This is a genomic window from Chitinophaga sp. LS1 (assembly GCF_034274695.1).
In the GTDB taxonomy this organism is placed as follows: Bacteria; Bacteroidota; Bacteroidia; order Chitinophagales; family Chitinophagaceae; genus Chitinophaga.
Map to the genome: position 1 here is coordinate 2,792,501 of NZ_CP128362.1, position 11,349 is coordinate 2,803,849.

Annotated in this window: 9 protein-coding genes and 2 rRNA genes (1 of these 11 running past the window's edge); 9 read left to right on the forward strand and 2 right to left on the reverse strand. The window is 44.0% G+C overall.

The window, feature by feature from the left end; translation table 11 throughout:
• Window positions 1-304: ribosomal RNA gene (locus QQL36_RS11565) — 23S ribosomal RNA — on the forward strand; it begins 2,577 nt to the left of the window's first position.
• A 79-nt stretch (window positions 305-383) separates the two neighbouring features.
• Window positions 384-495: ribosomal RNA gene (gene rrf / locus QQL36_RS11570) — 5S ribosomal RNA — on the forward strand.
• 44 nt (window positions 496-539) lie between these two features.
• Here rrf and QQL36_RS11575 read toward each other — a convergent pair.
• Window positions 540-1,565 (reverse strand): LacI family DNA-binding transcriptional regulator, encoded by a 1,026-nt coding sequence (locus QQL36_RS11575; protein ID WP_321569799.1) that lies wholly within the window; start codon window positions 1,563-1,565, stop codon window positions 540-542.
• 104 nt (window positions 1,566-1,669) lie between these two features.
• Entirely contained in the window at window positions 1,670-4,234 is a 2,565-nt protein-coding gene (locus QQL36_RS11580; RefSeq protein ID WP_083728737.1) for a zinc-dependent metalloprotease, read from the reverse strand.
• A 765-nt stretch (window positions 4,235-4,999) separates the two neighbouring features.
• Between QQL36_RS11580 and QQL36_RS11585 the strand changes: the two genes are divergently transcribed.
• The 7 genes from QQL36_RS11585 (at window position 5,000) to QQL36_RS11615 (ending at window position 11,260) form a co-directional block, all read left to right on the forward strand.
• Entirely contained in the window at window positions 5,000-5,863 is an 864-nt protein-coding gene (locus QQL36_RS11585) for a MotA/TolQ/ExbB proton channel family protein (protein WP_321569800.1), read from the forward strand.
• 66 nt (window positions 5,864-5,929) lie between these two features.
• Window positions 5,930-6,592: an ExbD/TolR family protein gene (locus QQL36_RS11590; RefSeq protein ID WP_083728741.1), complete on the forward strand. Its 663-nt coding sequence runs from the start codon at window positions 5,930-5,932 to the stop codon at window positions 6,590-6,592.
• A gap of 65 nt (window positions 6,593-6,657) precedes the next feature.
• Window positions 6,658-7,257, forward strand: coding sequence for an ExbD/TolR family protein (locus tag QQL36_RS11595; RefSeq protein WP_083728743.1), 600 nt, complete (start codon window positions 6,658-6,660; stop codon window positions 7,255-7,257).
• A gap of 45 nt (window positions 7,258-7,302) precedes the next feature.
• On the forward strand, window positions 7,303-8,139 hold the full coding sequence (locus QQL36_RS11600) for an energy transducer TonB (protein ID WP_083728745.1): 837 nt from the start codon (window positions 7,303-7,305) through the stop codon (window positions 8,137-8,139).
• A 99-nt stretch (window positions 8,140-8,238) separates the two neighbouring features.
• Window positions 8,239-9,627, forward strand: coding sequence for a tRNA uridine-5-carboxymethylaminomethyl(34) synthesis GTPase MnmE (gene mnmE, locus QQL36_RS11605; protein WP_321569801.1), 1,389 nt, complete (start codon window positions 8,239-8,241; stop codon window positions 9,625-9,627).
• 36 nt (window positions 9,628-9,663) lie between these two features.
• Window positions 9,664-9,789: a hypothetical protein gene (locus QQL36_RS11610; RefSeq protein WP_321569802.1), complete on the forward strand. Its 126-nt coding sequence runs from the start codon at window positions 9,664-9,666 to the stop codon at window positions 9,787-9,789.
• 160 nt (window positions 9,790-9,949) lie between these two features.
• On the forward strand, window positions 9,950-11,260 hold the full coding sequence (locus QQL36_RS11615) for an alkaline phosphatase family protein (RefSeq protein ID WP_083728749.1): 1,311 nt from the start codon (window positions 9,950-9,952) through the stop codon (window positions 11,258-11,260).
• The last annotated feature ends 89 nt before the right edge of the window (window positions 11,261-11,349 follow it).

An 11,349-nucleotide genomic window follows, 5' to 3' on the forward strand; every position in this document is an offset into this window, starting at 1 on the left:
GGTTCAGAACGTCGCAAGACAGTTCGGTCCCTATCTGTTGTGATCGTTAGTAAATTGCGGGGACATGACCTTAGTACGAGAGGACCGGGTCGTACGTACCGCTGGTGTATCGGTTGTGCCGCCAGGTGCAGTGCCGAGTAGCTATGTACGGAAAGGATAAACGCTGAAAGCATCTAAGCGTGAAACCAACCTCAAGATGAGTTTACTTTTAAGGGCCGTCGGAGACTACGACGTTGATAGGCTACAGGTGTAAGGGTGGTAACATCGAAGCCGAGTAGTACTAATTGCCCGTAAGCTTTAATTTTATTTATATTGTATTATAACTTTCCCAATATGCAACTTATTGCGTTACCGTAATGGTAACAAAAAGATCTTCAAGATCTTATGGTGGTTTTGCCAAGGGTGTTCACCTCTTCCCATTCCGAACAGAGAAGTTAAGCCCCTTATGGCCGATGGTACTGCACCACAATGCGGGAGAGTAGGTAGCTGCCATATTTATTAGAAAAAGCCTCTGAATTTATTCAGAGGCTTTTTTCATTTTATACCTTGCTGGAAGCTCGTTCTATTAATTCAACAGGAAATACAAAATTCTGCGTAATCTTCACCGTCTCATCCTGGTTGATCAATTGCACTAAAATCTCTACAGCTTTTTGCCCCATTGAATAACCGGATTGCTCTATCGTACTTAGCGAAGGAGAAATAATGCGGGATGATGCGTCATTGGAATAACCCACTACCTTAATCTGTTCCGGTATCTGAATATTAAATTGTCTCGCCTCCTGGATGAAGGCTATAGCCGAAGTATCATTCGTAGAAAATAATCCATCCGGTAATACTTCCTGAGATAATAACTGTCTGGCAGCAGTAATAGCTGCATCAGCAGTCAGGTTATGCACATATATCAGGGATTCGTCAAAAGGAAGGCCATATTGCGCTAAAGCAGCCTTATAACCACTTAATCGTTGCTGATACAAATTACACGTCAGAATACCCGAAAAATGAGCAATACGTTTGCATCCTTGTTTGATCAGGTGCTCCGTTGCCAGGTACCCTCCCCTGAAATCATCACCCGTAATGGTATAACCATTGAAGTCGGCTGGTACCCGATCATAGAATACCAGCGGAATGTTGTTCTTGATAAAGGGATTGAAATGTTCAAACGTGGTGGTAAACATCGAAGAAACCGCCAGTAATCCATCTACTCTTAAAGAATAAAAGGTTTGCACCAGTTCTTTTTCCATCGCAACCGTATCATCAGATTGACCAATCACAATGCTGAAGCCATATTTATGTGCTTCGTGCTGGATACCGCTGATAGCAGTGCTTTGGAAATACATGGAAGTACGTGGAACAATCAGCCCCAGAATGTTGGAGCGTTTCTTTCGAAGACTGGATGCGATCCAGTTGGGGACATAACCCATATCAGTGGCAGTCTGTCTTACTTTTTCACGTGTCTCCTGATTAATCAGGGTATTGTTTTGCAGTGCCCTTGAGACCGTGGAAGCAGAGAGATTTAGCGACTTAGCTATGTCGTAAATGGTGACTTTTGAAGTGCGTTCTTTCACATTTTTGAGGTTCAGTGATATAAATATAATGTAAATGCTACAACTCAAAAAAAACGCTTTCTGCCAATGACAGAAAGCGTTTTTATAGTATCAGTGATAAGATCTTATTTAGGATCTAAAGCTTGGTTAATCTTCTCATACAAATCATTCAGATGATAACGGCTCATGTTATCTCCGGCTGTTGCAGCAGCAGCTTTCACTTCACCTTTCAATGCAACTAGTTGTGCACGTGCAATGCTGCTTACATCAGCAGGTGTAGCAGAAATACTGGTGGCTGGACCAATCACGATCATCATTCCATCACCGGAATTGGCAGGTGGTTCACTGATCAGGCCCACCAGGTTATCCACATAATTCTTTTGCAGGTTCCTGCGGAATACGTCGATTGCCTGATGTGTAGTCAGTTCACTAAAGATTCCTTTTTTCAGATCGGTCAGCAGGGTAATAGCTGTATATGTATTGTTGCCTTCATTTGCTTCTGAGTTGATCAGTTTTGTCAATGTACCGGAACTCATGATGCGTTGAAGAATTGGATTCTGACGGGCACTGATGATAGCAGTGGCGTTATTACCAGTACGGCTCAGGATCTCTTTATCAAGTAACCATTTTGGCGTGGTGAATAATTGTTGTTGTAAGAACTTTACGGCCTCCTGCTGTGTTGCTTTGGGAACAGCGGCATATACGCCACCTTCCTGCTCTACAGTTTTTGGCGTCTCATATATTCCACCTATGTTTTTAGCCACATGGCCCATGTACCTGCCAAACTGTGTATTGATCTCTTTGTACAATTCGCTGAGATTAGCATAACCTTCATTTGGAGAACTTGTCCATGTAATGAGGTTAGGCATAATGCGCTGCAGGTTTTTAATACCATACTCACTTGCTTTCATAGCATTATCACCCAGGTCTTCATTCTGAGATCTTGGATCGTCAGGATTCATTTCAGTACCAAACCAATATTTCTTATCCTTCAGTTTTTCGATGGTCCATTTATTCAAGATAGGCTGTTCTGCAGTCGGATCAGTCACACCAGGAATCTGGCGATATCCCCATTCAATGGCCCACTTATCATAGAAGTTAATACGAGGGTAGAGGTCAGCACCGGTAATTCCATCTCCTGGTTGTGCAACATAGTTAAAACGTGCATAGTCCATAATAGAGGGGGCGTGGCCGTTAGCCCTGACCCATTCCTTATCTCTCAGTTTTTCCACAGGGTATGCAGAGCTGGAACCGAAGTTATGACGGAGGCCCAGGGTATGTCCTACTTCATGAGAAGAAACAAAGCGAATGAGTTCACCCATCAGCTGATCATCGAATTCAATCTTACGTGCTCTTGGATCGTTGGGCGCACATTGTACAAAGTACCAGTTACGCAATAAGCGCATCACGTTGTGATACCAGTTGATATGGCTTTCGAGGATCTCACCGGAACGGGGATCATGCACATGCGGACCACTTGCATTAGGAATATCAGAAGGCTTGTATACGATTGCTGAAAAACGGGCATCTTCCAGGCTCCAGGTAGAATCTTCCGCTGGGGTAGGGGCCATTTTAGCAATGATCGCATTTTTAAATCCTGCCTGTTCAAATGCAGTTTGCCAGTCATTGACACCCTGAATCAGGTAAGGCACCCACTTTTTAGGAGTAGCGGGGTCTATGTAGAATATGATGGGTTTCGCGGGTTCCACGAGTTCCCCGCGGTTATACTTTTCTCTATCTTCCGGTTTGGGCTCCAGGCGCCAGCGGGTGACCATCGATAATCTTTTCACACCTTGTGGATCAGCATCAAAGTCAGTCACAGAGGTAGTAAAGAAACCAACGCGTGGATCAAAGTACCTGCTCTTCATCGGGGTAGCAGGCAGAAGGATCATAGAAGTATTCAGTTCCAGCGTAGCATTGCCACTTGGAGAGTTACCTCCAGGGCCCTGACCACCACCGGATTTGGAATAGGTTTTCACCGTTTTGATCTCCGTATTGATGGGGTAAGACTTCACATCCACGATATAAGATTTATCAGGCTGTACCCCGCCCAGTTTGAGTCCTGACTTGGTACGCGGATCAAAGAAGAAGATATCATTATCACCCTGGATGTAATCTGTGAGGTCAATCACGCTATTGTGAGCGCTGTCGGAGAAAGCTTTGATATCAAAGGCCGCTGCAATAGGTTGGATATTAGAATTCATCACGGCCTGGAACATCGGTTGACTGGAATCTTTTGAAATCTCAGTGTAGGAGATGTTTTTCAGGAATATCCTGTCATTTGGACCTTTATCAAAGCGGATCACATTTTCCCCTATTTCATCACCGCTATAACCATACATAGAAGAGCGCAGGCCGGCAGCAGATTTAGAGATACGGTTTACTACGAGGATATCTCTTCCCAGAATGGAATCGGGTATTTCGAAGAAGATTTTATCATCTTGTTTGTAGATAATGAACAGTCCGGAATCCGTTCTGGCGCTGGCTGTGATGACATCACTGAACTTTTTTGGTGCGGTTTTAGGACCACTTTTAGCAGGCAGTGGAGGGCGTGCAGTGGAGTCGGTGGGTGTGGTGTTACCCTCATGTTTTTTTCTTCTTTGGGCTGCAGCAGGGCTGAAAGTCCCTGTAATCAGCAGAAAGGAACTGAAAAAGAAAGCCGCAGAGGAGCGGATAAAACGTTTATTCATTGATAGTTATTAAGTGGTTGTTCTTGATTTAGCTGTTTTTTTAGAAAAGTAAGTTGCAAATAAACATATTAAGCAGTAACTTATGCGGGAAATCCATAAACGCTTTAATACCTTTAGGAATGGAAGTTTTGGCCTATGTGGGGGAATAATTGTTTAAAGGTATGTTAAAGTAATAGCGGGAGCCAGAGATTATGAGTAAATTTATTGATATGGTAGCTTTTATATTTATATTAGGCTATGATTAGGATTCAGTGATATCCACGAGCACAGGGTCTTTCATCAAAAGAATACGCTTATGAGAATCGGAGAGAATGGTGGGAACTATATGTGAATGACTGAAGGGCACAACGGCAAGATAACCATCAATAAGGGCAAATTGACGCAAAGTGCCATTGGTAGCGGGAATTAGAAAGAGAAATGAGATAAAATTTCTGTTGGAACATTTAAAATATTTCTTAAATTGTGCGTCCAACTTTGAATAAAATCAATAAATTTCAGGTTCCAGGGATAGTATTTCTTCAGGGGAATGCCCCAATCTTTGATATATTTTGTATTTAAACAAATTAAGTGTCGCTCAAACAAAAATCGGAATGCATAAAGTCTGCCACAGGCGGGCTTTTGGGGAGGGAGATTAAATTTTGTGAGATTTTTTGAGCTGCACTTGTTTTTTTAAGTCAACCGTATAACTTTGCGAATCACGTATTTAACATTGCAGAAATAACAAAAAAACAATAGTTTAATCTTTAACACTAAAATTCAATCAACATGGCTGAGACTAAAACAACTGTGACTGCAGCTTCTGCCAAAGCGAATTCATCTCATCAACCTAAGAAATCAAACAATGCATTTGCAATGCTGGCTGTGCCTGTTTGTATCGTAATAGGTATTCTTTTTTACATGTTTGTATTAGGTAATCCTAACAACTTCCAGGGTGGTGTTATCAACGACAACTCACATCCGGTTGAAGAAGGATTAGGCAAATGGTTTGGTACAGTTTACATGGGTGGTATCATCGTACCTATCCTGATCTCTGTATTACTGATTTGTATCACTTTCGTAATCGAGCGTTTCCTCTATATCTCCAGAGCGAAAGGTAAGTTTAGCGGTGCTGAGCTGGTAAGAAAGGTTCAATATCACCTGGCTAACAAAAATGTTGACGCTGCTCTGGCTGAGTGCGACAAACAAAAAGGTTCCGTTGGTAATGTACTGAAAGCTGGTCTGAAGAAGTACAAAGAAATGATCACTAACACTGAGCTGGATACTGAGCAGAAAATTCAGGCTATCAAGCAAGAGATCGAAGAAACAACTTCCCTGGAACTGCCTATGATGGAAAAGAACCTGGTGTTCCTGTCCACTATTGCTTCCGTAGCTACCCTGTTAGGTCTGTTTGGTACAGTATTGGGTATGATCAAATCCTTCTCTGCGATGTCAGCTTCTGGTGCTCCGGATTCTGGTAAACTGGCAGGTGGTATCTCTGAAGCGTTGATCAACACCGCTCTGGGTATCTCTACTTCAGCAGTTGCGATCATCATGTATAACTACTTTACTACAAACATTGATAGCATCACTTACGCTATCGACGAGTCTGGCTTTACTTTAACTCAGAGCTTCGCTGCGAACCACAAATAATTTTTAATTATTTGTGTGGAAAAAATGCGGTTTTGAATCTTATAAGTAAACCAAAAAGGAGTAAAGATGCCAAAAGTTAAAATGGCTAGGAAGAGCACGCTGGTTGACATGACCGCGATGTGTGATGTGGCTTTCCTGCTGCTCACGTTCTTCATGCTGGCGACTAAGTTTAAGCCGGATGAACCGGTAACTGTGGTAACTCCGTCTTCAATCAACACCAAATTGTTGCCTGATTCCGATGTAATCATGTTAACAATTGACGAGAATGGAAGGGTATTCTTTAGTATGGATGGCCAGCCTAAACGTCAGAGACTGATCGAAGACCTGAATACCCAGTATAAATTGGGTCTGGATGCAAAAGAGATGAACAACTTCATTATCGGTTCCAGTGTTGGTACTGAGCTGAAGAATCTCAAATCTTACCTCGCGCTGAAAACAGCAGAACGTAAGAAATCCGGTCTCGAAACAGGTATCCCTACTGATTCCGCTAACAATGAGGTAGCAGTATGGATCGAGTATGCAAGATCTGCACAGGGTGGTAACCCCAGATTGCAGTATTGTATAAAGGCTGATAATAGCACCCCTTATCCTAAGATCAAGGACGTGCTGGATACTTTCAAAAAGAAAGGTATTCAGAAGCTGAATCTGGTGACTAACCTTGAGGCACCACCTCCAGGTACTGCTGCTGCTTTGGCTCGTGCACAAGGCGGTGACAAGAAAGAAGAATAGAAAAGTAAACGGCAGGCAGTGCTGAGGCGCTGAGTTGCTTTTGAAAACTAAAAAAAAGAGCTACTATGGCAGAAATGGATACCAGCAGTAGTGGCGGTGGGAAGAAACACCAGGGTACCAAATCCAAAAAGCATTCTACCCGTGTAGACATGACTCCGATGGTGGACCTCGGCTTTCTCTTGATCACCTTCTTCATGTTGACTACTACCATGAGCAAGCCCAAAACAATGGACTTGATCATGCCGAAGGATACAAAGAATGAAGAAGAGCAAAACAAGGTTAAGGAAAGTACAGCCCTCACTATATTGCTTGGAAAAGACAATCGAGTATACTATTATGAAGGCTTAGCACAGGACCCAAGTGCCTCTGCTAATCCTGATTTTTTCAAGGCGACTAGCTTTGCTAATAAAGATGGCATCCGCGATGTTATCATTAAAAAGCGGGATGATGTTGCAAAATTGAGAAATGCAAAAGGTGAGCCTGAAGATGTTGTAGTGATTATCAAGGCAGATGATGATGCCAAGTATAAGAACTTTGTAGACATCCTGGATGAAATGGCTATCAACCGTATTCAACGTTACGCTACTGTCGACATCAGCGACCAGGATAAAACCTGGATCCATCAGACAGAAGCTGCTAACGGCGGTGGTGGCGGCAACCAGTAATTGAGGAACTAACTAACTTTTGCATCCATCTTAAAAATTGAAACAATGGATACCGCTAAAATCTTAAACTCCGACTTTCTGGATATCCTGTTTGAGAACAGGAATAAGGAATATGGAGCTTATGACCTTAGAAGACAATACAACAAAAGGGTGCGCAATGCCCTCATCGGCAGCGCAGCGCTGATGTTGCTTGTTATCGTAGGTTACGCTATCAATACAGCGATAATGAAGGCTGAAAGGGATAACCCTAACAAGCCCGTTATCGAAACAATCAAGATGGAGGACGTAAAGATCCCAGATGATCCAAAAACACCTCCTCCACCTCCACCGCCACCAGCTCCACCGCCACCGGTGAAGCCTTCAGTGCAGTTCACGCCTCCCATTATCAAAAAAGATAGTGAAGTGCCACCAGATGAGGTGCCACCTAAACAAGAGGACTTGAAAGATAAAGCTGTAAGTACTAAAACAGTAGAAGGTGATCCTAATGGTATCGACCCAGGATTGCTGGAAGACAGTAAAGGTACAGGTGTGGTAGAAGCTCCTCCAGCTCCGGCTAAAGAAGAGATCTTCACATTCGTAGAACAGCCTCCTACCTTCCCAGGTGGTGAAGAAGCACTCGCGAAGTTCCTGAGCAAAAACATCCACTATCCTCGCGTAGCACAGGAAAATGCGATCTCAGGTACTGTATTCGTACAGTTCGTAGTAGACTCAGAAGGTAACATCAAAGATGTGAAAACTGTAGGTGCTGCGAAAGGTGGTGGTCTTGAAGAAGAAGCTATCCGCGTGGTGAAAATCATGCCTAAATGGAAAGCTGGTAAACAGAACGGCCGTCAGGTATCAGTTCAGTTCAACCTGCCTATCCGCTTCACACTGCAAGAGTAGTACTAACGTACGCTTAATAGAAAACACCCTGTCACGGCCTAGCCATGACAGGGTGTTTTTATTTATTGGTATATTGCCGTCTGATTTGCAAATGAAATTATGATGCTCGGGAATAATCTTACAGGATATGATGATACTATTGTAGCCCCCGCTACTGCCGCCGGTGTAGGCGCTATTGCTGTACTGCGCCTCAATGGAGCCAATGCCATTGATATCTGCAACCAGCTCTTTCCAGCCAAAGACCTGCATAAACAGGCCAGCCATACCTTACATTTCGGTAGCATCGTGGAGAATGGTCGTACCATTGATGAAGTAGTCGTGGGCCTTTATAAAGCGCCCCGCTCTTACACCGGTGAAAACATCGTGGAAATCTCCTGTCATGGTTCTCCCTACATCCAACAACAAATCATCGATGCCTGTATTCGTGCCGGCGCCAGAATGGCAAAACCCGGTGAGTATACCATGCGTGCCTTCCTGAATGGCAAGCTGGACCTGACCCAGGCAGAATCTGTAGCCGACCTGATTGCCAGTAACTCTGCCGCCAGCCACCAGACAGCCATGCAACAGATGAGAGGTGGATTCTCAAAAGAACTTTTCGCGCTCAGAGAACAACTCATCAGCTTCTCTGCACTGATTGAACTGGAACTGGATTTCAGTCAGGAAGATGTGGAATTTGCTGACCGTACCTCATTCTATAAACTCATCAGCGAAGCGATGCAGGTGGTCAAGCACCTGGCTGATTCCTTCCAGATGGGGAATGTGATTAAGAATGGCGTGAACACTGCCATCGTCGGCAAACCCAACGCCGGAAAATCAACCCTGCTCAATACCCTGCTCAATGAAAACCGTGCTATTGTAAGTGACATAGCCGGCACTACCCGCGATACGATCGAGGAAATCCTCAATATCCAGGGCATCCTGTTCAGATTGATCGATACAGCTGGTATCCGCGAAAGCAATGACACTATTGAAAGTATCGGTGTGCAAAAGACCATGGAGAAAATTCGTGAGGCCGGTGTAGTGTTATACATGTTTGATGTGAACCAGACCAGTGTTGAAGACCTGCATGAACAGATCGATGCCTTTAAAAAAGATAATATCAACTACCTGCTGGTAGGGAATAAAACTGATATCGCCGGACTGGAAGCCAATAAATCCAAATTCAGGGGCATGGAAGACATCTTGTATATCTCCGCCCGCCAGCATGAGCATATCGAAGACCTGAAAAACCGTCTGGTACATAAAGTCATGAGTGGAGATATCAACACGGAAGCGACCATTGTGACCAATGCCCGCCACCATGCAGCCCTGCAGGAAGTGATGAAGTCCCTCATCGATGTAAAGAATGGATTAGACAATCAGTTGCCTGGTGACCTGCTGTCGCTGGATATCAGACGTTGTCTGCATTTCCTTGGTGAGATCACCGGACAGATCACAAATGAGGACCAGCTGGATTTTATCTTCAGCAAGTTCTGTATCGGGAAATAACCTTTTTGTAGCTTGGGTAAACGAAATCCATTGCCAATGTCGAATCTGAAAGCCCTGTCTATGAAGAATGCACCGGGTTTCGAACACTACGGATATGATGAGCGGCGCTACCTAAGCCAGCTCAATAAGATCAATTCACTCAGACCAATCTTTGCCCTATAAAGGGTAGATCCAGGTTTTACTGCCAGTGACCCGTACCCTGATCTGGTACAACCGCAGGTATAAGAAGAAGAAAACCATTGTTAAGTAATTATGAATTACGCCCAAATGCTGGCGGTATGCTTATCGTAGAGGAGTTATTTATACAAGGAAACACTCTATTATGAAAAAGATATTACTCGTTCCCGCATTACTCATGCTGGCATTCACCACCTTCGCCCAACAGGCGGAGCATGTCATCTTAATAACCATTGATGGCTTTAGACCCGACTTTTACCAGGACGCTTCCTGGGGAATGGTAAACCTGCGTATGATGAAAGATAGCGGGGCCTATGCGGATGGTGTCAACAGCGTATTTCCAACTGTAACCTATCCCAATCACACCTCTCTCATCACAGGTGTTACACCAATGAAGCACGGTATTTATTACAACACTCCTTACGAGCCAAAGGGGGCGACCGGTGTATGGTATTTCTATTACGATTCATTGAAAGTACCAACCCTCTTTGATGCCGTACACAAAGCCGGGAAGAAATCTGCCAGTGTGATCTGGCCCGTAACAGTACATGCACCGGTTGATTATAACATTCCTGATGTATGGCCATTGGACAAAAACAAAGACAGAAGGGTCGCGATGGCTGAATATGGAAATCCATCCACGCTTTGGCAGGAAGTACAAGATAGCGCTACGGGCAAAATACAGGAAGATGACTGGGCGATGAACAACGGAGAATTGATCTTTGATGAAAACATTGCCAGAATCAGCGGTTACCTGATTCAGAAATATAAACCAGCTTTCATTACCCTACACTTCCCATGTACTGATCACTACGAACACCAGATTGGTCGTGACGGTTACCTTGTCAGAAAATCAGTATCCGGTGCTGACAGAGCCATCGGTACTATTCTGGAAGCAGTGAAGAGAGCTGGTATTGCCGATAACACGACCATCATCGTTACCGGTGACCATGGGTTTGTGAATATTGAAAAGTCTTTTAATCCAAATGTATTATTGGTTAAAAACGCTATCAAGGCGCAATTCCACGCCTGCGGCGGTTCTGCTTTCCTTCACCTGGAAGATAAGAACGACGAAGCAACTGTGGATAAGGTGATCGCCATACTGAAAGCCTTACCCGCTGACCAGCAGAAAATGTTCAGGATCTTAGATCGTCAGCAACTGGATAAAATAGGTGCTGATCCCAATGCGGCTATGGCTATTACAGCTTTAGGTCATGTAACGATTGGTAGTTCAAAGAAAGGAGAATTCATCAAGCCCGCTAAAGGTGGTACCCATGGCTACTATCCTGACTTCAAAGAAATTCAGACCGGCTTTGTCGCTTATGGTGCTGGTATCAAACAGGGTGGACATGTCAAAGAAATGAACGTCACTGATGTAGCCCCTATCATTGCTGAATTGTTGAAACTCGACTTAGGCAAGGTAGATGGCAAAGTGCCTGCAGGCGTAATAAAATAAATACTATGGGGCTGTCTAAAAAGGTACCCCCTCTCGGGTAGGTGATGGAGACGAAATGGCTTTTACGCAATTCTCAGCGCCTTCATTTT

Excerpts from the sequence above, each read along its gene's own strand:
- QQL36_RS11595 (WP_083728743.1), top strand. The coding sequence starts at position 6,658 with ATGGCAGAAATGGATACCAGCAGTAGTGGCGGTGGGAAGAAACACCAG.
- QQL36_RS11585 (WP_321569800.1), top strand. The coding sequence starts at position 5,000 with ATGGCTGAGACTAAAACAACTGTGACTGCAGCTTCTGCCAAAGCGAAT.
- QQL36_RS11590 (WP_083728741.1), top strand. The coding sequence starts at position 5,930 with ATGCCAAAAGTTAAAATGGCTAGGAAGAGCACGCTGGTTGACATGACC.
- mnmE (WP_321569801.1), top strand. The coding sequence starts at position 8,239 with ATGATGCTCGGGAATAATCTTACAGGATATGATGATACTATTGTAGCC.
- QQL36_RS11615 (WP_083728749.1), top strand. The coding sequence starts at position 9,950 with ATGAAAAAGATATTACTCGTTCCCGCATTACTCATGCTGGCATTCACC.
- QQL36_RS11580 (WP_083728737.1), bottom strand. The coding sequence starts at position 4,234 with ATGAATAAACGTTTTATCCGCTCCTCTGCGGCTTTCTTTTTCAGTTCC.
- QQL36_RS11610 (WP_321569802.1), top strand. The coding sequence starts at position 9,664 with ATGTCGAATCTGAAAGCCCTGTCTATGAAGAATGCACCGGGTTTCGAA.
- QQL36_RS11600 (WP_083728745.1), top strand. The coding sequence starts at position 7,303 with ATGGATACCGCTAAAATCTTAAACTCCGACTTTCTGGATATCCTGTTT.